18 protein-coding genes, 2 tRNA genes and 1 rRNA gene are annotated in these 22,623 nt (G+C 45.8%); 14 read left to right on the top strand and 7 right to left on the bottom strand.

Features of this window, described 5'->3' with window-relative positions; translation table 11 throughout:
• Positions 1 to 122 precede the first annotated feature (122 nt).
• The 7 genes from hemB (at position 123) to HF322_RS08805 (ending at position 8,493) form a co-directional block, all read left to right on the top strand.
• Positions 123 to 1,130, top strand: a complete 1,008-nt coding sequence (gene hemB, locus HF322_RS08835) for a porphobilinogen synthase (protein ID WP_169393089.1) — start codon at positions 123 to 125, stop codon at positions 1,128 to 1,130.
• A gap of 270 nt (positions 1,131 to 1,400) precedes the next feature.
• On the top strand, positions 1,401 to 3,434 hold the full coding sequence (locus HF322_RS08830) for a UvrD-helicase domain-containing protein (RefSeq protein ID WP_169393088.1): 2,034 nt from the start codon (positions 1,401 to 1,403) through the stop codon (positions 3,432 to 3,434).
• Positions 3,435 to 3,527: 93 nt separating this feature from the next.
• Positions 3,528 to 4,928, top strand: a complete 1,401-nt coding sequence (locus tag HF322_RS08825; RefSeq protein ID WP_169393087.1) for a magnesium transporter — start codon at positions 3,528 to 3,530, stop codon at positions 4,926 to 4,928.
• A gap of 31 nt (positions 4,929 to 4,959) precedes the next feature.
• Positions 4,960 to 5,421, top strand: coding sequence for a dUTP diphosphatase (dut, locus tag HF322_RS08820; RefSeq protein WP_169393086.1), 462 nt, complete (start codon positions 4,960 to 4,962; stop codon positions 5,419 to 5,421).
• 86 nt (positions 5,422 to 5,507) lie between these two features.
• Positions 5,508 to 7,172: a phosphomannomutase gene (locus tag HF322_RS08815; protein ID WP_169393085.1), complete on the top strand. Its 1,665-nt coding sequence runs from the start codon at positions 5,508 to 5,510 to the stop codon at positions 7,170 to 7,172.
• Positions 7,173 to 7,268: 96 nt separating this feature from the next.
• A complete protein-coding gene (argB, locus tag HF322_RS08810; RefSeq protein ID WP_169393084.1) occupies positions 7,269 to 8,180 on the top strand; it encodes an acetylglutamate kinase in 912 nt (303 codons plus the stop codon).
• Between the two features lie 79 nt (positions 8,181 to 8,259).
• The gene (locus HF322_RS08805) at positions 8,260 to 8,493 is read left to right on the top strand and encodes a hypothetical protein (protein ID WP_169393083.1); all 234 of its coding nucleotides are present in this window, start codon (positions 8,260 to 8,262) and stop codon (positions 8,491 to 8,493) included.
• Between the two features lie 27 nt (positions 8,494 to 8,520).
• Here HF322_RS08805 and HF322_RS08800 read toward each other — a convergent pair whose 3' ends face one another.
• Entirely contained in the window at positions 8,521 to 8,880 is a 360-nt protein-coding gene (locus tag HF322_RS08800; RefSeq protein ID WP_169393082.1) for a hypothetical protein, read from the bottom strand.
• A 135-nt stretch (positions 8,881 to 9,015) separates the two neighbouring features.
• A complete protein-coding gene (locus tag HF322_RS08795; RefSeq protein ID WP_169393081.1) occupies positions 9,016 to 9,381 on the bottom strand; it encodes a Spx/MgsR family RNA polymerase-binding regulatory protein in 366 nt (121 codons plus the stop codon).
• A gap of 159 nt (positions 9,382 to 9,540) precedes the next feature.
• Here HF322_RS08795 and leuS point away from each other — a divergent pair, with 159 nt between their 5' ends.
• The 7 genes from leuS (at position 9,541) to HF322_RS08760 (ending at position 18,145) form a co-directional block, all read left to right on the top strand.
• Positions 9,541 to 12,213, top strand: coding sequence for a leucine--tRNA ligase (leuS, locus tag HF322_RS08790; RefSeq protein WP_169393080.1), 2,673 nt, complete (start codon positions 9,541 to 9,543; stop codon positions 12,211 to 12,213).
• A gap of 42 nt (positions 12,214 to 12,255) precedes the next feature.
• On the top strand, positions 12,256 to 12,837 hold the full coding sequence (locus HF322_RS08785) for a hypothetical protein (protein ID WP_223193248.1): 582 nt from the start codon (positions 12,256 to 12,258) through the stop codon (positions 12,835 to 12,837).
• A 6-nt stretch (positions 12,838 to 12,843) separates the two neighbouring features.
• Positions 12,844 to 13,899 carry a DNA polymerase III subunit delta gene (holA, locus tag HF322_RS08780; protein WP_169393079.1) on the top strand — a complete coding sequence of 352 codons (1,056 nt, stop codon included), beginning with the start codon at positions 12,844 to 12,846 and terminating at the stop codon, positions 13,897 to 13,899.
• Between the two features lie 265 nt (positions 13,900 to 14,164).
• Positions 14,165 to 15,601 (top strand): efflux RND transporter periplasmic adaptor subunit, encoded by a 1,437-nt coding sequence (locus HF322_RS08775; RefSeq protein WP_169393078.1) that lies wholly within the window; start codon positions 14,165 to 14,167, stop codon positions 15,599 to 15,601.
• A gap of 64 nt (positions 15,602 to 15,665) precedes the next feature.
• Positions 15,666 to 17,642, top strand: coding sequence for a MacB family efflux pump subunit (locus HF322_RS08770; RefSeq protein WP_169393077.1), 1,977 nt, complete (start codon positions 15,666 to 15,668; stop codon positions 17,640 to 17,642).
• 148 nt (positions 17,643 to 17,790) lie between these two features.
• Positions 17,791 to 17,866: transfer RNA gene (locus tag HF322_RS08765), tRNA-Lys, on the top strand.
• Between the two features lie 203 nt (positions 17,867 to 18,069).
• Positions 18,070 to 18,145: transfer RNA gene (locus tag HF322_RS08760), tRNA-Lys, on the top strand.
• Between the two features lie 71 nt (positions 18,146 to 18,216).
• On the opposite strand, the gene HF322_RS08755 is transcribed toward HF322_RS08760, so the two are convergent.
• From HF322_RS08755 to rrf, 5 genes are all read right to left on the bottom strand, one after another.
• The gene (locus tag HF322_RS08755) at positions 18,217 to 18,987 is read right to left on the bottom strand and encodes an MBL fold metallo-hydrolase (RefSeq protein WP_169393076.1); all 771 of its coding nucleotides are present in this window, start codon (positions 18,985 to 18,987) and stop codon (positions 18,217 to 18,219) included.
• A 162-nt stretch (positions 18,988 to 19,149) separates the two neighbouring features.
• Positions 19,150 to 21,237: a catalase gene (locus tag HF322_RS08750; RefSeq protein WP_169393075.1), complete on the bottom strand. Its 2,088-nt coding sequence runs from the start codon at positions 21,235 to 21,237 to the stop codon at positions 19,150 to 19,152.
• A gap of 237 nt (positions 21,238 to 21,474) precedes the next feature.
• A complete protein-coding gene (locus tag HF322_RS08745) occupies positions 21,475 to 21,939 on the bottom strand; it encodes a flavodoxin family protein (protein ID WP_169393074.1) in 465 nt (154 codons plus the stop codon).
• 1 nt (position 21,940) lies between these two features.
• Complete coding sequence (locus tag HF322_RS08740) at positions 21,941 to 22,354, bottom strand: OsmC family protein (RefSeq protein WP_169393073.1); 414 nt, start codon at positions 22,352 to 22,354, stop codon at positions 21,941 to 21,943.
• A gap of 154 nt (positions 22,355 to 22,508) precedes the next feature.
• Positions 22,509 to 22,622: ribosomal RNA gene (rrf, locus tag HF322_RS08735) — 5S ribosomal RNA — on the bottom strand.
• Position 22,623: the final 1 nt, after the last annotated feature.

Here is a 22,623-nt window from a genome sequence, read left to right as displayed (position 1 = left end):
GTAAAACCTTTAAAAAAGCCCTGCCCAACTGGTGGGGCTTTTTGCTTTTAAGACCCTATTTTTAGTATAGTAGTTTTATTTTTATCGCTTAATTTATAACCAGAGCCAACCTAGGAACTATTATGAGCTACACCTTTAACCGTCAATTTCCTGCCACTCGCCTACGCCGATTGCGTTACAACGACAATGTTCGCGCGATGATTCGCGAGGTGGAACTGCATCCAAAACACTTTATTGCCCCTGTTTTTGTGTTAGAAGGCGAAAATCAAAGACAAGCGGTCAAAAGTATGCCCGGCGTTGAGCGCTTATCGATTGATTTGTTGATTAAGTTTGCCAAAGAGTTGCTTGCCGAGGGCGTCACCACCATCGACATTTTCCCGGTGATTGACAACAGCTTAAAAACGCCGGATGGTAAAATTGCTTATGATGACAATGGTTTAACTGCACGAACAATCAAAGCGGTCAAAGATGCCATCCCTGAAATGGTGGTGATGACCGATGTGGCGCTCGACCCTTACACGTCACACGGTCAGGACGGTCTGCTTGATGATAACGACTACGTGGTCAATGACCCAACCGTTGAGGCGCTCGTAAAGCAAGCGCTCGTTCATGCCCGCGCTGGCGCTGATATCATCTCCCCAAGCGACATGATGGATGGTCGCATCAAAGCCATGCGCGATGCCTTTGAGACCGAAGGCTTTGCCAATACCGCGCTCATGGCATATTCCGCCAAATATGCTTCTGCTTACTATGGTCCTTTTCGTGATGCCGTTGGTAGTGCCGGCAATCTCAAAGGCGGTCATAAAAAACAGTATCAGATGGACTTTGGTAACCGCGCCGAAGCCCTGCATGAAGTCGCCTTAGATATCGCTGAGGGCGCGGACATGGTGATGATTAAACCCGGTCAGCCGTACCTTGATTTGATCCGCGAGGTCAAAAACACCTTTGGCGTGCCAACCTTTGCTTATCAAGTTTCCGGCGAATACGCCATGCACATGGCTGCCATTCAAAACGGTTGGTTGACCGACGCCGTTATTTTAGAATCGCTCATTGGCTTTCGCCGCGCCGGCGCCGATGGCATCTTGACTTATTTTGCGCTAGAGGCGGCGCGTCAGTTAAATAATATCTAATTTTGCAAAGCGTTTAAAATATAACTTTCAATAAAAACGTCAATGTTAAAATTGGCGTTTTTTATTTTATCAACCTACTTCTCTTGAAAACTTGCCATCAAAAACTACCGCGTGCAAGCGCGCAAAACCTCGCCGTTTTGCTTTATAATAGCCATCAAAGCGACCGCTAACCCATCTATTTTATTACCAATTATTTATTTTAACGCTGCTTGGCAAGGTGACGATTTCACTTTGCTTAAGTTGGCTTTTTTGCAAAAACGGAAAAACGTTATGAGTCAACTCAATCCTAAACAAAAAGAAGCGATGCTTTACGTTTCAGGACCTCTGCTCGTGCTTGCCGGCGCGGGCTCAGGCAAAACCTCAGTCATCACCAAAAAAATTGCCCATTTGATTGAAGATTGCAACATTCCGGCGGAGCGAATCACGGCGGTGACCTTTACCAACAAAGCCGCTCGCGAAATGAAAGCTCGCGTTGGCAAGCTGTTATCAAGCGATAAAATGCGCGGCTTGACCGTGTCGACCTTTCACCAATTTGGGCTGCAATTTTTGCGCTATGAGCTGTTGCACACGCCGCTGAAAGGCAATTTTACTATCATGGACAGCGATGACAGCAAGCGGCTGTTGATGGAGCTGATGATGCGCGATAACTTATCGGGCGCAGAAAGCCGCGAGCTGGTCGGCAAAGCCATTAAAATGATCTCAGATTGGAAAAACGATTTGATCGAACCTGCGCAAGCAGCGGAAACTTTAACCGACCCTGAGGATATGATTTTTGCGACGCTTTATGCGTTATATGAGCGCAATTTGCGGGCTTATAACGCCGTTGATTTTGATGATTTGATCGTTTTGCCGACCAAAATTTTACGCGAAAATCGTGAGCTTCGGGACAAATGGCAAAACCGAATCCGCTATTTGTTGGTGGATGAATACCAAGATACCAACACCGCTCAGTATGAAATGATTAAAAACTTGGTTGGCGTTCAAGGTCGCTTTACCGTCGTTGGCGATGATGACCAGTCGATTTATGCTTGGCGCGGGGCAAAACCTGAAAATATGGCGCTGTTAAAAGAAGATTTTCCGAAACTCAAAGTCATTAAACTTGAGCAAAATTACCGCTCAACCAACCGCATTTTGACCGCTGCCAACGCGGTGATTACCAATAACGAGCATTTATTTGAGAAAAAACTGTGGTCAGATAAAGGTCATGGCGAAAAAATCCGCATCATCAATTGCCGAAATGACGATGACGAAGCCGAGCGCGTGGCAAAAGAAATCGTCACTCATAAATTGCGTTATGGCAAAGAATGGGAAGATTATGCCGTACTTTACCGAAGCAACTTTCAAGCGCGAATGCTAGAAGCTCAGCTTCGGCAATTGCAAGTGCCGTATAAATTGTCGGGCGGTCAGTCGTTTTTTGCCAAAAGTGAAATCAAAGACATCATGGGCTATTTGCGACTGATTTTAAACCCTGAGGACGACAGTGCCTTTTTACGGATTATTAATACGCCAAAGCGCGGAATGGGACCTGCAACGCTTGAAAAATTGGGACTGTTTGCCCAAGAGCATAGCATCTCCCTGCTTGCTGCTTGCAGTCATTCGGGGCTTTCGCATGTGTTGCCAAGCAAAGCTTTTAGCACGCTTAAAGAATTTGGCGATTTTATCGAGCATTATACCCGCGAGCTTGACGGTCACGCTGATCCTGTGCCCCTCGTTCGGCAAATGATTGATGAAACGGGCTATATTGATTTTGTCCGAGCAGACGCCAAAACGCCGCAGCAAGAAAAAAACCGCTTGGACAACATCGACACCCTTTACGCCAGTATTCAAGCGCTGATTAACCGCGCTGAGGACGAGGACGACAAAACCATCGACAACGTTATCCGCAAATTGGTGCTCCTTGATATGCTTGAGCAGCAGCAAGAAGAAGAAAATACCAATAAGGTCAATTTGATGACCTTGCACGCGGCAAAAGGTCTTGAATTTAACTTTGTTTATATCATGGGGCTTGAAGAGGAAATGCTGCCGCACCGCAATTCCATCATCGGCGAGACAGTCGAAGAAGAACGGCGCTTGATGTATGTGGGCATCACCCGCGCCCGTCAAGAGCTGACCCTCACCCTTGCTGCTCAGCGCCGCGCTGGTGGTCAAATGCGAACGACATCCGAGTCACGGTTTTTAGAAGAGTTGCCCGATGACCATATCGATTGGCCTGCCAAAGCCAAAAAGAAAAGCGCGCAAAAAGACCCTGAAAAAGTCGCCGATGAATATTTAGCCAATATCCGAGCGCTGCTTGGCAATCGCTAGTTGCGATTAAATTTTAGCCCAAAGTCTTAAGCAAAGTTCAAGCGTAACGCATATCTTTACGCTAAAAGTCATCATTTTGATAAGTTAACATTTATGCCTGATTCTCGTCAAATGTTTCAAAAGCCAACCCTGTCCCCAAACTTATTGCCACAAGCGTTTGCCGCGGAATATAAGCTTTTGGCGTTGCAGCAGCTGGTTTCAGCAATGGACTGGGATCAGGTCACGCAGTTTTTGGCAGCGCAGTCCAAATTTGAGATTGCAAGCTTGCTTGAATCCTTTCCCACTCATGAGCGGCGCTTAATTTGGCAAGCGTTGTCAGAGGCGCGCAAAGGCGAAGTGCTTGCCGAGCTTGATTTTGACATCCGGCAAGCGCTGGCTGAAACCATGTCCTCCGAGCAGCTGCAGCAAGTATCGCAAGCGCTTGATGCTCAGGATTTGTCCGAGATTTTAGATACGGTCAGCTCAAGCGTCCGCAGCGATGTTTTAGCAAGCCTTGATGTCGGCATTCAGCAGCAAATCCGTCAGCTCGACACCTATGAAGACTGGGAAGTGGGCAGTTATATGGATCCTGATAGTGTGCAAATCTATCAAGATTTAACCTTATTTGAGGTGCAATCTTGGCTGCGCAACAATGCTGACATGATGGATGAAAAAAGCGATGCGCTTTTGGTCGTTGATCGTCATCAGCAACTGCTTGGCTTGCTAAACTTGGTCGATTTAATCAAACAAAACCAATCTAAGCACGTAGCAAGCTTTATTAAAACAGCAGTAACCGTTAATGACCGTTTGGATATTCAAGATGCCGCAGCAATTTTTCGCTCAGAGGACATCCGATTTGCACCTGTGATTAATCATCATGGTGAGTTGGTTGGGCAATTAAACGGCGCGGATATTATGGAAATCATCCAAGATGACGTCGATCACACGATGAAAAATTTGGCGGGCGTTAGCCAAGATGAGGAGCTGTTTGCCCCGATTTTAACCAGTGCCAAAAGCCGAAGCATTTGGCTTGGCATCAATTTGGGAACGGCGCTGCTTGCGGCGCTGGTCATCGGTCAGTTTGAGGCAGTATTGGCAAAGGTCGTTGCGCTTGCCATTTTGATGCCAGTGGTTGCCAGCATGGGCGGGATTGCCGGCTCACAAACGTTAACCGTGGTCATTCGCGGTCTTGCAATGGGTCAGATCGGCGGCTCCAACCGATGGTGGCTGTTTAATAAAGAGCTTTGGGTCGGCGCGATTAATGGGGTGATTTGGGCGGTGATTATGGCAGTCATTGCCCAATTTTGGTTTCATGATGTTAAAATCAGCGCCGTCATCGCCCTTGCCATTGCCATCAATATGACCGCTGCTAATGTTTCGGGGATCAGCATCCCGCTGCTGCTCAAGCGCATGAACATTGATCCTGCGCTATCGGCTTCAGTGATCTTAACGACGGTTACCGACATCGTTGGCTTTATGTCATTTTTAGGATTGGCAAGCGCGCTGATTCTTTAATTTTTTATTTTAAATTTACAAGTGAGATGTTATGCAAGCCGTTCAAGTCAAAGTGCTCAACCCCAAACTATTAGCAAATAAAGATATGCTGCCAACCCGCGCCACTGACGGCTCAGCAGGGATCGATTTGCGCGCCTGCATTGATGCGCCCATCACCATTAAAGCGGGCAGCACCCAGCTGATTGGCACAGGACTTGCCGTTTATATCGCCGACCCCAACTTTGCCGGCATGATTTTGCCGCGATCGGGACTGGGTCATAAGCATGGCATCGTTCTTGGCAATTTGGTTGGGCTGATTGATGCTGATTATCAAGGCGAGCTTTTGGTGAGCATTTGGAACCGCAGCGATTGCGATTTTGAATTGCAACCCTTTGAGCGAATGGCGCAATATATTGTCGTTCCCATCGCCAGGCCTCACTTTGAAATCGTTGACGACTTTAGCAACGACAGCCTTCGCGGTGCAGGCGGCTTTGGGCATTCTGGTCGGCAATAGCCAATTTTTGCTTATGGTTAAGATTTATCGACACTATTGGCAATTAAAATACGCTAAACTAAAGTTTTTAGCATAAGGAGCGCATGATGACCAGCTTTTGCAAGCAACGCTCCTTATTTCGCGCTTATGACATTCGCGGTCATCATAAGCTGTTTACCGATGAATTTATCCGCGCCTTGGCAGTTGCCTTTGCCAAACTTTTTAATGAGCTAAACTTTAGCGGTCAAACGATTGTTATTGGTTTTGATGTTCGGCTAAAAAGTGAACATATAGCGCAAAACCTAGCAAAATCATTATCAACTTTTGGCTTTAAGATTAATATTTTGGGGCTTGTGACCACGCCGATGATGGCATTTTGGGCGCAAGAGTTTGACGGTCATGGCATTATGGTGACCGCAAGCCACTCAGACAAAGACACCCTTGGCATTAAATGGGTCATGGATAACGCCTCAGCCAGTGAAGCCAATATTAGCGCGCTGTTTGAAAATTTAGCTGAGACGTCAAAGAACTTTAAGCTCACTCCTAAACATATTGCTTATTTGCCTGCTCAAGAAGTTGCCAATCGTTATATTGACGCCATCGCCCAAGTTTTCACCAAAATTTATCCCAAATCTAACCCAAAACTGCCTTTTACCATTGTCATCGACTGCATGAATGGCGCGACTTGCTGCATTGCCAAAGCGCTATTTTCACGGTTTTGTCAGCGCGTAATTTTAATTAATGACACCCCCGACGGCAAATTTCCGAACGGTAATCCTGATCCCACCGAGCCAAACCGTTTGGCAGAACTTCAGCAATCGGTCATTGTGTTAGAAGCCGATTTGGGGCTTGCTTTTGATGGCGACGGCGACCGCCTGATGATTGTGGACAATCGCGGCAAGGTGGTGGCGCCCGATCATTTGTTATATTTGTTGGCAAACGCGGCAATGACTTGCCAGCACTCCATTAACGCCAATCAAATTTTATTTGATATTAAATGCTCGCATCATTTGCCAAAGCTGTTAACTGCTTTGGGAGCAGAGCCTGTTATGACTCGAACTGGCAGTAGCATTTTGCGTCAAGAGCTAGATAATCGCCAAGACCGCGCGCTATTTGCAGGCGAGTTGTCAGGGCATTTTATTTTTAATGATGGCTTATTTATCCGTTTTGATGATGCCATTTATGCCAGTTTACGGCTGCTGTTTTGGCTAAATAACCAACGTTATCAAGCCCTCCAAAGCCACCAAATTCGATCGAAGGCCCTCACAGACAATTGGGGCGAACCAAAACCGCAGCATTGCTATCAGTTAACTGACATCACCCAATCGCTGCCGTTAATGGTCAGTACTGCTGATCATTATTTGCCACTTGATAACGCATCTACCGACAAAGCGCCACCGGCTTGCTCAATCGTGACCCATCTTGCGTTATTTTGCCAATATTTACAATCACTTGTAATCACTTTTAATCATACTAACCCCATTACGCTTTGCAGCTGCAAAAACTGCCCAAAAATTATCATTTCAAAATCTCAAGCCTTACAGCTTTTGCCAAAAGACACGGTTTTAAGCTGCATTGATGGCGTTCGGCTTGACTTTGCGCGGGGCTTTGGCGTGATTCGCAAATCCAACACCAGTCACAGCTTAACCGTTCGCTTTGCAGGCGATAGTTTGGCAGATTTGCTTGACGTTCGCGCGCGCTTTGTGGCGCTTTGCCAATGGTTTGATGCTGATTTGGCGCAAAACATTGCCAAGGTTGCCCCGCAATACTGAAGGTTATCAATTGGGAAAAGCCATTTTTTCAGGTATAGTTAAAGTCATTTTTTAAATTATTTCGCCAAAACCTTAAAAAATACGAAAGGAGCTCGGATGTCGCTTAATTTAGATGACGCAAAAATCACCGCTGAGGTACTCACCACCGCCCTGCCCTACATTCAGCGTTTTGAAGACAAGCTGATCGTGGTCAAATACGGCGGCAATGCCATGACTGACCCTGAGCTTGAAAGCTCATTTGCCCGCGATATCGTGCTGCTAAAAACGGTTGGTATGCATCCGGTCGTGGTTCACGGCGGCGGACCACAAGTGGACAGCTTGCTCAAAGAATTGGGGCGGCAATCTGATCGCATCGATGGCATGCGCGTGACCGACAAAGCCACCATGGATGTGGTCGAAATGGTACTTGGTGGCAGCGTGAACAAATCTATCGTCAGCCTCATTAACAAACACGGCGGTCGCGCGATTGGTCTTACCGGAAAAGACGCCAATTTAATCCGCGCCAAAAAGCTACTCATGTATAAAAATGATGACAAAGGCAACGCCACGCCAATTGATTTGGGATTTGTTGGCGATGTGGTCAGCGTCAATAAAGATGTGATTAACATGCTGATTGCTGCTGATTTTATCCCTGTAATTGCGCCACTTGGGGTCGATTCTGACGGCAACACGTATAATATCAATGCCGATTTGGTCGCCGGAAAAGTTGCTGAGTTTTTACAAGCTGAAAAACTCATGCTGCTCACCAATATCAAAGGCGTGCTCGGTCGCGATGGTAATGTGGTCACGGGACTTACGCCAACGAAAGTCGATGCGCTGATTGAGGATGGCACGATTTCAGGCGGGATGATTCCCAAAATTGGTTGCGCCCTTGATGCCGTTCGCGGCGGCGTGAAAAGCGCGGTCATTGTTGATGGTCGCGTCCCGCATGCCACGTTGCTTGAAATCTTTACCGATAAAGGGGTTGGAACGCTGATCAGCCGCGATCTGGACAAAGCTCGTAGCTAATTGCTTGATTAACTGCCAATTCAGCCCCCCCTTTTATTCTTTTAATATAAGCCGCGCTCAAAGCATTTAGGAGGTCTTAATGTCACTTTGGCTTTGGTGCGTGCTATTTATTATCGAAAGCCTGTATTGCTGGTGGATCATTGGCTTTGGCGGCGCGCGCTGGATTGAAGGTTGGAAATCATTTTTTATGATTGACTGGTTTGCCCTTGATTGGACGGCAGAGCAAATCCGCCTTTATATGCTGATTATTTGGTGCTTTAGCGTTATTTGGTTTTTGCTTGGAATCATAAAGCCCGAGCTTCGCGGAAGTTAGCTCAGGCTTTTTTATGACCTAACTATATTAATAAGCGCAAATTTCTATGTTTGAGTAGCTGCTATTGCCATAGACTTTGATGAGATGATTGCCTTTATTTTTGGTGTAAAAATAGCTTTCATCGTCATAATACTCGCCATCAAGACGACCTTTGGGATCGGTAACATAAGCCACGCGAATTTGATCGCGACCGACATTACGAACGACCAGCTCTTGCTGCGGCATCAGCCACAAGCGAAAGGTCTTACCGTTTTTGATGTTCCCTGCAAAATTACCACAATAACTGTCTTTGGCAAAGGTGATTTTGGTTGAGGTTTCCGCCGCTTGAGCATTAACGCCCATCATTGCGGCGGCAATAAGCATCGCACTTAGCATCATTGATTTCATGACAACCCCCTAAATTGATGTTGGTAGGTTGACTTTAAGTTTTTCAAGGTGTTAAAAAAATGAATAAAGTCAACCTTATTGAGGTTACCGCTGTCCTGTTATCATAAGCTAAATTCGAGCAGATGAATACAACCGTTACGAAATTGCAGCAATTATGGCGTCATGATCAAAGCCAATTGTGGCAACAGTTTTAGTCTTATCCTGTCCTAAAATAATCGGGCGTTTAATCAAGTTTGGCTGAGCAATCATTAAATCTTTGGCGGCGTTGTCATCAATGCTTGCGGCGTTTTTTTCTTCATCGCTTAAATTTCGCCAAGTCGTGCTGCGTTTGTTCAAAACCTTATCCATACCAAACTCACTGATAAATGTATCAAGCAACTCTTGAGTCATTTCTTGTTTTTTAAAGTCAAAAAAGTCGTAAGTGATTTGCTGATCGTCTAAAATGGTTAGCGCTTTTTTGACGCTGCTGCAATTTTTAATGCCGTAAACGGTGAGGGTCATGGAATTTTCCTTCTTTTAGGTGGGTTTTAACTTGAATACGCAATAAAATTTCTGCAATAAGCACGGTTGCGATTCACGAGAGCGTCGCAATTTTTGCCAAATTACGCTATGCTATGGCAGTATTTTTTTTGAATTTTTATTTTCCAAATTGAGCCAATTATGAGCAGCACCGTCACCGATTCTATAACTCCCGCCAATCATTTGTATCAACCAAGCTTAATCGAAGCCGCTCAGCAAGCCAAATGGGCAGCTGACAAGCGTTTTGAGGTCGACAACGCGCCAAGTGATAAGTCTTCGCGCTATATGCTCTCGATGTTCCCGTATCCAAGCGGCAAGCTGCATATGGGTCACGTTCGCAATTATACCATCTCTGACGTCTTAAGCCGCTATTACCGTTTAAAAGGCTTTGAGGTCATGCAGCCTATGGGTTGGGACGCGTTTGGCTTGCCTGCTGAAAACGCCGCGATTGCCAACCAAACGCCGCCTGCGGCTTGGACTTATGCCAACATTGATAACATGCGCGCTCAGTTAAAATTGCTTGGATTGTCCATCGATTGGTCACGCGAATTTGCCACTTGTAGCCCGGATTATTACCGCTGGGAGCAGTGGTTATTTTTGCAATTGTATAAAAAAGGCTTGGTTTATAAAAAGCTTGCGACCGTTAACTGGGATCCGGTTGACAATACCGTTCTTGCTAACGAGCAGGTCATCGATGGTAAAGGCTGGCGCAGCGGTGCTCCGGTTGAAAAACGCGACATTCCGATGTACTACTTTAACATTACCGATTATGCCGATGAGCTGCTTGATGATTTGGACAAATTAGAAGGTCATTGGCCATCAGAAGTCATCACCATGCAGCGCAATTGGATTGGTCGCAGCGCGGGAATGGAAGTTCATTTCCCTTATCATATCAATGGCGAGGACGGCACGCTTGATGTGTTTACCACGCGACCCGATACCTTGATGGGCGTAACTTACGTGGCGGTAGCAGCTGAGCATCCCCTTGCACAAATGGCGGCGGAAAAAGACCCAGAGATTGCAAAATTCTGCGCCGAATGTAAAAAAGGCTCGGTTGCTGAAGCCGATTTGGCAAAAGCTGAAAAAGTCGGCATGGCAACGGGCTTTAGCGTGACCCATCCGTTAACTGGCGAAAAAGTTCCGGTTTGGGTTGCCAACTACGTGCTGATGAGTTATGGCTCGGGCGCGGTGATGGCCGTTCCGGCGCATGATGAGCGCGATTATGAATTTGCAACCAAATATAATTTGCCCATCAAGCAGGTGATTGACATTCCGGATAATTATTTTGCCGATAAAGCCGCTGATGACGACAATCGCGCTTATACGGAGCGCAACACGTTGGTCAATTCTGGCGACTTTACTGGAATGAATTTTGAGGAAGCATTTTCAGCGATGCTTGCCAAGCTTGAGCCGATGGGACTTGCTAATAAAAAAATCCAATACCGCCTTCGTGATTGGGGCGTGTCACGCCAGCGTTATTGGGGCTGCCCTATCCCCATGGTAAACTGCGAGCATTGTGGCACCGTTCCGGTTGATGAAGCTGATTTGCCAGTCGTGTTGCCAACCGACGTCGTTCCCGATGGTCGCGGCAACCCGCTAAAAGACATCCCTGAATTTGTAAATACCCAATGCCCAAAATGCGGTAACGACGCGCGCCGTGAAACCGATACTTTTGATACCTTTGTTGAATCCAGCTGGTATTACGCGCGCTTTGCCAGTCCAAACGATGACCAAAGCATGGTCAATAAATCTGCGGCAAACAAATGGCTGCCAGTTGACCAATATATTGGCGGCGTTGAGCACGCGGTTATGCATCTGCTTTACGCGCGCTTTTTCCATAAGCTGATGCGCGATGAGTCACTGGTTATGGGTGATGAGCCATTTGCTAACCTAATGACCCAAGGCATGGTACTTGCCGGAACGTTTTATCGCTCAAACCCTGATGGCAGCACCACCTATTATTTCCCGCAAGACATTGATATTGATTACAACGACCGCGGTCAGCCAATAAGCGCCGTGCTCAAATCAGACGGTCAGCCTGTAACCATTGGCAAAATTGAAAAAATGTCTAAGTCAAAAAATAATGGCGTTGACCCACAAACCACCATCGATCAATATGGCGCGGATACCGTTCGCCTTTATACCTTGTTTACTGCCCCTGCTGACCAAACTTTAGAGTGGTCAGATGACGCGCTTAAAGGTCCTTATAACTTTGTAAAAAAAGTTTGGCGAATTGCGAGCGAACACTTGCAAGCGCTAAAAGACGCTGGCATTGAGCTTGATACGATTAACCAAGGCAATATCAACAAAGACAACTTGTCAAAAGCGGCGAAAAACTTGCGCCGAAAAACGCACGAAACCATTGCCAAAATTGACAGTGATTTGGGCGACAGACTCGCGCTAAATACGCCAGTTTCAAGCCTCATGGAGCTTGCCAACGAGCTCGCCAGCTTTAGCGCCGGAAATTTTGATGACTTAACCGTTGAGCACGAAGCACTCATTGATTTACTTATTATGCTTAGCGTTTACGCGCCGCACGTGGGCGAGCATTTACTTGAAGAACTAGGGATCGACACCAAAACGCTGGTCTATCCTGCCGTTGATCAAACCGCCTTGGTTCAAGACAGCATTACCATGGTCGTTCAAGTTAATGGTAAAGTTCGCGGTAAAATGGAAGTAGCACCAAACACCGATAGCGAAACGCTTAAAGCAAAAGCACGAGCCATTGAGGGCGTAGCGAAGTTTTTAACGGGCGAGATTAAAAAAGAAATCGTCGTTCCTAATAAACTGGTCAATATCGTCGTTGCCGGTTAATTTGGCATTATTTAACAAAGACAGCTTAAAAAGGACAGCTCAATGAACCCTCAAACCTTGATAAAAGCAGCGCTTGTTGCCGCCGTTTTGGCGACAAGCTCGTTTGGCTTAACCGGCTGCGGCTTTCATCTGCGCGGGTTTGAGGCGCCGCTGCATTTTGATGTTGCCAAAACGGTGGTTAATATCGAAGACAACAAAACGGCATTTCCATTAAAACTGCCCCTATCCAAGCGACTTTCGGCACTTGGCGCTCAAGTTATTGACGGTATGAGCGTTTCAAGCGACAATTTACCTGCTGAGCCACTTGCCGCCATTACGGTAAAAAATGTTCAGTTTCGCCGCTATGAGCTGGTCGGCGTATTAACCGAGATTCGCTTGGTGCTGTCGGCGGATGTGACGTACCAAACGCTGCAAAATGGCGAGCCGGTAACACTCAGCAACCCCATCCAAGTTGAGCGCAGTTATCAATATAACGAAGCCTCGGTGAGCACCGAAGACCAACAAGGCAGCCAAATCCGCGATTGGCTTTATGACAGTTTAGCGCGGCGAATTAGCGACCAATACGTGGCGATTGGCTTACCAAACACCGTGTCAACGCCTGCTAAGCCTATGATTAAACCATAACTGAATATGCAGCAAACCTTTATCCAAGCTTACGCCAAACTGTCGCAGCCAAAGGTTGCCACGGCAGGGCTTTGGCTGGCTCAAGGGGATGAGCCGCTACTTCAACAATGGCTCATTGATGATTTGCGAGATCATTGGCAACATGAGCTTCGCGCTATCAAACGCTTTGAATTGGTGTCCGCAAAAAGCTGGCATGAGGTGATGAGCGAGCTTGGCACGCAGTCTCTATTTGATGATGCCAGCGCACTAATTGTCACTGGCAATCACAAACCGGATAAAGCCATCATCAGTGAAATTGAGCACTTTGCCACAGATATTGATGAGCGCTCGCATAGCCTGCTTTGGCTGCTTCCCAAAGTCGATAAAAAAAGCCAAGCCAGCAAGTGGCTAGCGCCATTTATTAAGTTTGGTCATGTCATTGATTGCAACCTTTATGACGAGCGCGGTCGTCAGCAAATCTTGCAATTAAAAGCTGAGCGCTTTGGGCTTCGGTTATCAAGTGATGCTTGGCAGCTGTTAATCTCACACACCGAACACAACTTGCTTGGTGCTTATCAAACCCTTTGGCGGCTGTCATATTTGTTTGCACCGCAAATTGCCGCTGAACAATCGGGTAATGCGCCGAGCCATCCTGTTGCTATCGATATTGAGGACTTGCAAGCTGCACTTGTGAGCGACGCTCAGTTTAGCGTTTTTGATTTGTCTGATGCGATGCTTGCAGGAAACAGCGTTCAAGTGGTCAAAATCATGCAAGCGCTTCAAGACAGTGATGAGCCGGCGACCTTGGTACTTTGGGCAATCAGCAAAGACATGCGCGCTATTTTGGCATTGATGGACGGCAAAGACCCGCAATCGCTTGGCATTTGGCGCAGCAAACAAGGGCTTTATCAAAATGCTTGTCGCCGTCAATCGCGCGCTCAAACTGAGCTTTGGTTTGAGCTGCTTTATCGCTGTGATTCGGCGGTTAAAGGCGTGATTGCGCAAAATCCATGGGAGCTGTTATTGCAAGCGGCGCTGTTGGTCACAGGAAAATCCTTATTTTCACTCTCACAACATTTTTAAACCACTATAAAGCGCATTTTTTAACTTATTTTTAAACTACCGCTGATTGATATTTGTTTGAGCTTTTTTCGCTTAACCTTTCGCAAACTAATAGCCATTCCCTTTTGCCCGCCAAGTCTTTAGTATAGTTTATTTGAATAACGGTTTATTTAAACTATAAAACGTCATCTTGCTGATTTTACTGGTAATTATTACTAGCATCGTTATTTAATTGAAATTTTGTCGCTAAAACTTTTGTAGATTGATTGGGAATAAAGTGGTTGTTATGCAAAACATCAAAAAAAAGGCGCTCATTAAATGGGGCGTGATCGCGCTGATCGCCGTGATTTTGGCAGTCGTCCTTTACAAAATGTTCAAGCCAAAAGAGCAAGCTCCCAACTACTTGACGGCAACCGCAGAACTTGGCGACATTGAAAATAATGTGATGGCATCGGGGAAAGTCAAAGCGCTTAACACCGTCGATGTCGGCGCTCAGGTGTCAGGCGAGGTCAAACGCTTATTTGTTAAGGTTGGCGATGAGGTTCAAAAAGGCGATTTGATTGCCCAAATTGACCAAGTGACCCAAAAAAACAACTTAAGCAATGAGCAAGCCAGCCTTGAGCAAAGTCAAGCCGCTATTGAAAGCGCGGAAGCCGAGCTTCAAAGCCGAGCGGCAAGTCTCAAAAGCGCTCAAGCGGATTTGGCAAGTAAGCAATCAGAGCTCAAGCAAGCGCAGTCCGATTTTCAGCGCCTGCAATCTTTGCTCGATATTGATGCCATCTCTCAGCAAGAGTTTGCGACCCAAGCGACCAAAGTTGATACTGCAAAAGCCGCCGTTGCCAATTCGCTTGCCGCAATTGACTCCGCTCAAGCCGCGATTGCCACCACCCGCGCCAATATCAATAGCCAACGTGCCGCCCTTAAAAAATCACAAACCAACGTCAGCACCGCTCAAGAGGATTTAAGCTACACCACCATTCGCGCGCCGATGTCTGGAACGGTTGTTTCTATCACCACTGAACAAGGCACGACGGTAAACGCCAACCAGTCCGCACCAACTATCGTCACCCTAGCCGATTTGTCCACCGTTCGCATCAACGCTCAGATTTCAGAAGCGGACGTGATTAATGTTCAAGCCGGAATGCCAGTTTATTTTAATATCATTGGCAATCCCGATCAAAAATACGACGCCACGCTCAAAGCCATCGAGCCTGCGCCCGAGGTCATCAGCGAAACCAGCTCCACCGATTCAGCGATTTATTACGTTGGCTACATCGAAGTGCCAAACGCTGAGCGCCGCTTTCGCATTGACATGACCGCTCAAGTTTACGTTATCGTCAACCAAGCCAAAAATGCCTTATTGATTCCCTCGGCAGCATTGCAGCCTTTTTCTGGTGGCAAATCTGGTCGTGGAAACCGCTCAGCAAAATCAGGAAGCAACTCAGGAAGCAATAATTCAGGAAACAACAAAGCAGGCAATAAAGGAAGCAGCGCTAATAACGCCGATACCAACAACCGCCAAGCCGCTACAACTAACAAATATATGGTTCGCGTTTTAAAATCTGATGGCAGTGTTGTTGCTACGCCCGTCACCGTTGGCATCAATAACCGTGTCAATGCGCAAATTTTAAGCGGCTTAAAAGTGGGCGATGAAATTATTTTAAGTGAAGAGGATTCAGGTCAAGGTAAAAAAGGCGGCAATCGCGGTCCTAGAATGTTTTAAATAATGTTGAGCCAAACCAATTAACCTATGATAAAAAACTGCATAAATGATAGGCAAAAGTAACATGAGTAACCAAGAAAAAGCGCCATTGATGCAGGTCAACGGGCTGATTAAAGAGTTTCGCGCCGGCGAGCAAATCATCCGCGTGCTTCACGGCATTGATTTGAGCATTTATCAAGGTGAGATGGTCGCCATCATTGGGCAATCAGGCTCCGGCAAATCCACGCTCATGAACATTTTGGGCTGCCTTGATAAAGCCAGTGCCGGCGACTATCAAATCTTTGGCAAATCCGTCAGTCGCCTTGATGCCGATGAGCTTGCCAAATTGCGCCGCGAGCATTTTGGCTTTATTTTTCAGCGTTATCACTTACTTGGCGACATCAATGCTGAGGGCAACGTTGCCGTTCCTGCCGTTTATGCCGGAATGGACAACCAAGCCCGAAGCGATCGCGCTAAAAAACTGCTCGCCGATTTAGGACTTGGCGATAAAACGGGCAACCGACCAAGCCAATTGTCCGGCGGTCAGCAGCAGCGCGTTTCTATCGCACGGGCGCTTATGAACGGCGGCGACATCATTTTAGCGGATGAACCCACAGGAGCGCTTGACAGCAAATCGGGCGCCGATGTCATGCAAATTTTACGCGATTTAAATGACGCCGGTCACACCATCATCATGGTGACCCACGACCCAAGCATTGCTGAGCAAGCCGACCGCGTCATTGAGATTAAAGACGGCTTAATCATCAAAGATTACTTAACCGGTCAACAAAAAAGTGCCAAAGCCGCCCCTGCGCCTGTATTAAGCCGCCACCAAAAAAGCGCTTTTGGCAGCTTTATTGACCGCTTACTTGAAGCCTTTAAAATGTCGCTTCTTGCCATGCGCGCTCATAAAATGCGAACGCTGTTAACCATGCTTGGCATCATCATTGGGATTGCCTCCGTTGTTTCTGTTGTCGGTCTTGGCAAAGGCTCCCAAGCACAAATTTTAAATGACATCAGCTCCCTTGGCACCAACACCATCACCGTCAACGATGGCTACCCGTTTGGCGATCCTAGGCGACAATATAATGATAAAAACTTAACGCCTCAAGATGCCCAAGCCGTTGCCGACCAGCCTTATATTGTCAGCGTCAGCCCACAATTAAGCAGCAATACCAACATTCGCTACCGAAATATTGAAGAAGCGGCAAGCGTGAGCGGCGTTGGTCAAGATTATTTGGCGGTCAGCGGTGAGACTTTAGTTCAAGGTCAAGGGTTTGATGAGCAAAGCATTTTACGCCGAACCCAAGACATCATCATTGATGACAATGCCAAAACGACCTTTTTTTCTGACAATCCCAATCCTATTGGAGAAGTGCTCCTTATCGGCAGCGTTCCTGGTCGCGTTATTGGCGTTCTTGCGCCCAACAACTCAGGATTTGCCCGCAATAGCGACACCCCGACCATTTACATGCCCTACACCACCATGATGTCGCGAATTAAGGGGACATCCTATATCGAAAGCTTTATTGCCCTTATTGACAATAACATTTCCTCCAGTGCGGCTGAATCTGCCATTAAAACGTTGATTGAAAGCCGCCACGGAACGGACGACTTTCGCATTCGCAACTCTGACTCCATCCGCCAAACGATTGAGGCGACCACCAGCACCATGACCTTGCTGATTTCCTCAATTGCCATTATTTCCTTGATCGTTGGCGGCATTGGGGTTATGAACATCATGCTCGTTTCGGTCACTGAGCGCACCAATGAGATTGGTGTTCGTATGGCAGTTGGCGCACGTCAAAGCGACATTATGCAGCAATTTTTAATTGAAGCCATTTTGGTTTGTATTTTAGGCGGTCTGTTAGGGATTGGCTTGGCTTATGCCATTGGCGAGCTGATTAACCGCGTTGCAGGCGACAGCTTTCAAGTCATTTACTCGCCGACATCCATTATTGCCGCGTTTTTATGCTCAACGCTTATTGGTGTCGTTTTTGGCTTTCTACCCGCGCGAAATGCAGCAAGACTTGACCCTGTTGATGCCTTATCACGCGATTAAATGTGCTTTAAACCCCATATTTGCCTAAAAACTAAATTATTTTAAAAAAACTTGGATTTTTTTTGCAATCGGGGTTGTAATTGTGACAATTCTCTATATAATGTGCTCTCACGATTAGCGATACAGCTAAATGTTTTAGCGCTTTTCAGGGCCGTTAGCTCAGTTGGTAGAGCAGTAGACTTTTAATCTATTGGTCCCGCGTTCGAGTCGCGGACGGCCCACCATTTTAGTAGTAAACTCGTTAAGTATTTTGCCCTACTCGGTATTAACTTAATAAGTTTAGTTTTAAACGATTTTCTTTTAAGAAAATTATTCTTGCGAAGACTTAATGTTTAGATTTAAGTTACTAGCAAGGCTTTTGGAATTCTTAGTTAAAGAATTTTCCTTACGAGACTAAAATTGCACTGCAATTTTTTAACCTCTCTTAGGGCCGTTAGCTCAGTTGGTAGAGCAGTAGACTTTTAATCTATTGGTCCCGCGTTCGAGTCGCGGACGGCCCACCATTTTTTAAAGCCCAACCACTATTTTGGTTGGGCTTTTTTTTATGACCTTAACAAAGCAATTCCCGCTAAAATTAAGGTTTAAAAATGCCTTTTGATCCGCTACGCCAAAGTAGCTTATGAATAATCGTGTCTTTTACCGTTCGCGGCTGTTTTGGAGCGTTCCTAATCAGCGTATCAAAGGTTGCCTCATCAATCGCTAATTTGCCGCCATGAGCCATCAACACACAAGATGGCTTTAGTGCTTTGATCTTTTGTAGTGACTCAATATAAACTTTTGGGTCATAGATTGGAAACGGCGCAACAAATTTATGGCGAAGCTTAATAATTAAATCGGCGGTATAAACATGAGCGCTTGGCTTATGAAATAAAGACAAATCACGATCGGTATGACCTTGGGTTTCAAGAACCTGCCAATCATCAAACAAAGGCAGCTTATCACCATCACAAACCGTTTTATCAGGAATGAGCGTTGCCGGATACCACAAGTTTTTTAGTGGTTTTTGTTGCCGATATGCCACATAGTACGCAAGCCCCGTATCGACCAAATGCATCATACGACCGCCAATACCGCCATACCACGGTGATGATCGCGCCGAACTGACAATCAGGCAACCCGTCGCCCGTTTGAGCTTAAGTGCGCCGCCGGCATGATCAGGATGCATATGACTGACCACAACCACCTTTAAATCGCTGATAGGACGCTGAAGCTCAAAGCGAATAAAATCTAGTACCATCGGCACATCGGGGCGACAGCAACCATCAAGCAGCAGCAATTTATCGGAATAAACCGCCAAATAAATGCTTTGAATATGACCATCTAAGGTAATGATGCTGTCAAGCATTGAAATCATCCTTGATAAAAAACAGGAGCGTCTTACTATTTTAATCAAGATAATTGGCTAATTTTTAATTTTAAATGACTGACTCATCTAAAGTCATTTTTAAAATGGTTTGCAATAAAAAACCCAGCACTTGGCTGAGTTTTTTATTAATACTTTAAACACTTAGGCAAGATCACGAACTTTTGGCTCACGCTCCCAGAGTCTTGATTTGGCATTATCAATAAAGCTGTCCAAATCCGATAGTGGCGTGACAAAGCTGTCTTTTTCAATCGGCAGTTTGCTTAAGATAAACTCATCCGTCGCGCCGCAGTACGCAATGGCTTTACAATGGGCATAAGCATCGGTGAACCAATCTTGAGCCGCGCTGTCATTGGCAAGCTTTTTCGCTTCATCTGGCATGATAATGCTCACAACGGCATCAAATAGCACCGATGGCGCTCCTGATAAGCGTTCATCGGCTTGGATTCGCGTGCCATCATCGAGGATTACTTCTTTGGTTGCTGCAACGATTTTAACCATTGCACCCTCTTTCATCGCCGCCTCTTCAAACTTTTTGATTTCGCTATGTTTTGAGCCTTTCGCAACCAAAATACCCACTAAGCGGCTTTGTAACGATTTTGGCGACCGACCAATGGTTTGTAGCGGCTTTGACGTTGGTAAATCTTGAACCGGAGCCGCAGCTTCTGCAGGCTCTGGCAATTCCATACCAAGGGCGGTTGCAACACGAGTTGCCAAATCCTCATCAATATTGCGCAAATGACCAAGCATTCTGGTGCGAACGTGCGGCGTATCGACTTTGCTCAATTCAAAGGTAAAGGCAGAAGCGATATGAGCTTGCTCAGCGGGCGTCTGGCTTTTATAAAACATGCGCGGCTGGCTGTAATGATCAGCAAAGCTTTCAGCGCGAATCCGACCTTTAACGCCATCATCAAGCTGTTCAGGGAATGACTTAAATCCACGTTTAATGCTTTCGCGTGGTCGCGTCAAATCAAGACTTTGCGGCTCATAAAGCGTTCGCGTTTTTGGGACTTGCATTTGCATATGACCATCTTGCTGATTGTTAGCAAAGGGACATTTTGGCGCATTAATTGGAATTTGAACAAAGTTTGGCGATCCCAATCGCGACAGCTGTGTATCAAGATAGCTGAACAATCGACCTTGTAACAATGGATCATTACTAAAATCAATCCCTGGCGGCAAATGCGATGGACAAAATGCCACCTGCTCCGTCTCAGCAAAAAAGTTGTCTGGATTGCGATTGAGCACCATTTTGCCGACGATTTTTACAGGAACCAATTCTTCAGGGATCAATTTGGTCGCGTCTAAATGATCAAATGGGAATTTTTCTGCCTCTTCTTCAGTGAATAACTGAACGCCAAATTCCCATTCAGGAAATTTTCCATGGTCAATCGACTCGTATAAATCACGGCGATTGTAATCAGGATCAGCGCCTGATATTTTTACAGCTTCATCCCAAATGAGCGATTGAACCCCGTTAACAGGTTTCCAATGAAAACGGACAAAGGTGCTTTTGCCTTCAGCATTAATAAAGCGATAGCTATGGATGCCAAAGCCTTCCATCATGCTAAAGCTGCGCGGGATTGCGCGATCACTCATCAGCCAAATCAAGTTGTGCATAGTTTCAGGCGTCAGCGATACAAAATCCCAAAACGTATCATGAGCAGAGGCAGCTTGTGGAAAGCCACGATCTGGCTCAGGCTTAACGGCATGGATCAAATCAGGGAACTTGATCGCATCTTGAATAAAGAAAATTGGCATATTATTGCCAACGATATCCCAATTGCCCTCTTCGGTATAAATTTTTACAGCAAATCCGCGAACGTCTCGCGGGGTATCTTTTGAGCCTTTATTGCCCGCAACGGTCGAAAAACGCGTAAATAGCGGCGTTTGTTTTCCCGTTTCAGTCAAGATTTTAGCAGTAGTATATTCAGCAAGTGATTCAGTCAGCTCAAAATAACCGTGAGCCGCGCTGCCTCGGGCATGAACGATTCGCTCGGGGATCCGTTCATGATCAAAGTGATTGATTTTTTCGCGAAGTACAAAATCCTCAAGCAGCGTTGGACCACGAGGATTGGCTTTTAAAGAGTTTTGGTTGTCAGAGATTGCCACACCCTGTTGGGTCGTGAGCACTTTGCCATTATCATCAGCGCGTTGGTGAGTCTCACCGCCATTGCCGCGCGACATGTTCATGGATTTGGCGGGGTCTGTGTGATCAATTGTTGTTTTCATCAGAAGTCCTAGCTGGTCTTGTTTATTATTATTTTGCAATTAAACGCATCGGATCTTATTGCGCTTTATTATCTTAAATAAAAAACTTAAGCGAGTTGTTAACGTTTAGTTAAAAATTACAAACTTTAACAAGGACTTATAACCTCAACAAATGAAAATATTAGAAATTAACTTTCAAAACTAGAACTTAATTTTGAATATAAATATTATGAGAAAAAACTGAGATATTATAAATCTTTAATAAATTCCCGTTTCAAGCCCTAAGGCAAGCGTCATTGCAAGCGCTTTGACCTCATCGATAAAACCCAACTGCCAATCCCCTTTTAAAATCAGCGGCTCTTGAACCCTGTTCCAACGCAGCCCTGTCGTAATGGTTTGAATTGCCCGCAGTGTTCCTGTGCCATCAAATCCTGCACGAATATAAACTGCAAACGGCAATCCCTGCTTTTGCTCTAAAACTGGATAATAGCAGCGATCAAAAAAATCTTTGGTCAGCCCTGACATATACCCTAAGTTTTCTGTGGTGCCAAGAAGGATCGCATCCGCGTTTAAAACATCCTCAGGATAAGTCGTTTGCGGCGACTTTAATATCGTATTAATGTCAATGTCAGAATGAGTTGCACCTTCTAACGCTGCTTCTGCTAACTTTTGAGTATTGTCTGATGGCAAATGGACAATAATCAGTAGCGTTTTTTTAACCACATTAAGACCTGTTGGCTTGGCTAAAGCTTAGGTTTTGAAGAATGTCTGGATGCAAGCTTTTTGCCACCGGACAATTCATCGCGGTGTTGTAAAATATTTTAAGGGTTTTTTCATCAAGCAGTTTATTAAAGGTGATTACTACATGGATTTCACTTACTCGTCTTGGATCAGCTGCCATCACTTTATTAACTTCAGCATAAGTCCCTGCAATATCAATTGCCATATCAGCAGCTTTAATACCAATAATGGTCAGCATACAGCTTGCAAGGCTGGTCGCAAGCAAATCCGTTGGCGAAAACGCTTCGCCTTTACCGTGATTATCAACGGGCGCGTCAGTAATAATGGTATTGTTTGATTGTAGATGAATAGCAGAGGTTCGAAGGTCACCTTGGTAGGTCACGGTTGATGTGGTCATAGCAAGTTCCAATTTATGAATAGTCATTTTATTAACTTTAATCATAAATTAGAAAATAAATCATAGCAAGATCAGAAAAAGCTAAAAATTTTCTAATCCAAACCCCAAGCATAAAAAAAGCCCCCTTCTTCTGAAGGGGGCTTTTGGAAAAAGGAGCTGACGATGACCTACTCTCACATGAGCGAATCACACTACCATCGGCGCTACGACGTTTCACTTCTGAGTTCGGGAAGGGATCAGGTGGTTCCATCGCGCTGTTGTCGTCAGCA

Origin of the sequence: Psychrobacter sp. MF31, from assembly GCF_012847335.1 — a bacterium.
Lineage (GTDB): Bacteria > Pseudomonadota > Gammaproteobacteria > Pseudomonadales > Moraxellaceae > Psychrobacter.
Note: the sequence above shows the minus strand (reverse complement) of the source record. Positions and strands in the feature narration are given on the sequence as shown.

What these genes read in the sequence shown, in the direction of transcription:
- hemB (WP_169393089.1), top strand. Translation starts at nt 123, where the DNA reads ATGAGCTACACCTTTAACCGTCAATTTCCTGCCACTCGCCTACGCCGA.
- HF322_RS08830 (WP_169393088.1), top strand. Translation starts at nt 1,401, where the DNA reads ATGAGTCAACTCAATCCTAAACAAAAAGAAGCGATGCTTTACGTTTCA.
- HF322_RS08825 (WP_169393087.1), top strand. Translation starts at nt 3,528, where the DNA reads ATGCCTGATTCTCGTCAAATGTTTCAAAAGCCAACCCTGTCCCCAAAC.
- dut (WP_169393086.1), top strand. Translation starts at nt 4,960, where the DNA reads ATGCAAGCCGTTCAAGTCAAAGTGCTCAACCCCAAACTATTAGCAAAT.
- HF322_RS08815 (WP_169393085.1), top strand. Translation starts at nt 5,508, where the DNA reads ATGACCAGCTTTTGCAAGCAACGCTCCTTATTTCGCGCTTATGACATT.
- argB (WP_169393084.1), top strand. Translation starts at nt 7,269, where the DNA reads ATGTCGCTTAATTTAGATGACGCAAAAATCACCGCTGAGGTACTCACC.
- HF322_RS08805 (WP_169393083.1), top strand. Translation starts at nt 8,260, where the DNA reads ATGTCACTTTGGCTTTGGTGCGTGCTATTTATTATCGAAAGCCTGTAT.
- HF322_RS08800 (WP_169393082.1), bottom strand. Translation starts at nt 8,880, where the DNA reads ATGAAATCAATGATGCTAAGTGCGATGCTTATTGCCGCCGCAATGATG.
- HF322_RS08795 (WP_169393081.1), bottom strand. Translation starts at nt 9,381, where the DNA reads ATGACCCTCACCGTTTACGGCATTAAAAATTGCAGCAGCGTCAAAAAA.
- leuS (WP_169393080.1), top strand. Translation starts at nt 9,541, where the DNA reads ATGAGCAGCACCGTCACCGATTCTATAACTCCCGCCAATCATTTGTAT.
- HF322_RS08785 (WP_223193248.1), top strand. Translation starts at nt 12,256, where the DNA reads ATGAACCCTCAAACCTTGATAAAAGCAGCGCTTGTTGCCGCCGTTTTG.
- holA (WP_169393079.1), top strand. Translation starts at nt 12,844, where the DNA reads ATGCAGCAAACCTTTATCCAAGCTTACGCCAAACTGTCGCAGCCAAAG.
- HF322_RS08775 (WP_169393078.1), top strand. Translation starts at nt 14,165, where the DNA reads ATGCAAAACATCAAAAAAAAGGCGCTCATTAAATGGGGCGTGATCGCG.
- HF322_RS08770 (WP_169393077.1), top strand. Translation starts at nt 15,666, where the DNA reads ATGAGTAACCAAGAAAAAGCGCCATTGATGCAGGTCAACGGGCTGATT.
- HF322_RS08755 (WP_169393076.1), bottom strand. Translation starts at nt 18,987, where the DNA reads ATGCTTGACAGCATCATTACCTTAGATGGTCATATTCAAAGCATTTAT.
- HF322_RS08750 (WP_169393075.1), bottom strand. Translation starts at nt 21,237, where the DNA reads ATGAAAACAACAATTGATCACACAGACCCCGCCAAATCCATGAACATG.
- HF322_RS08740 (WP_169393073.1), bottom strand. Translation starts at nt 22,354, where the DNA reads ATGACCACATCAACCGTGACCTACCAAGGTGACCTTCGAACCTCTGCT.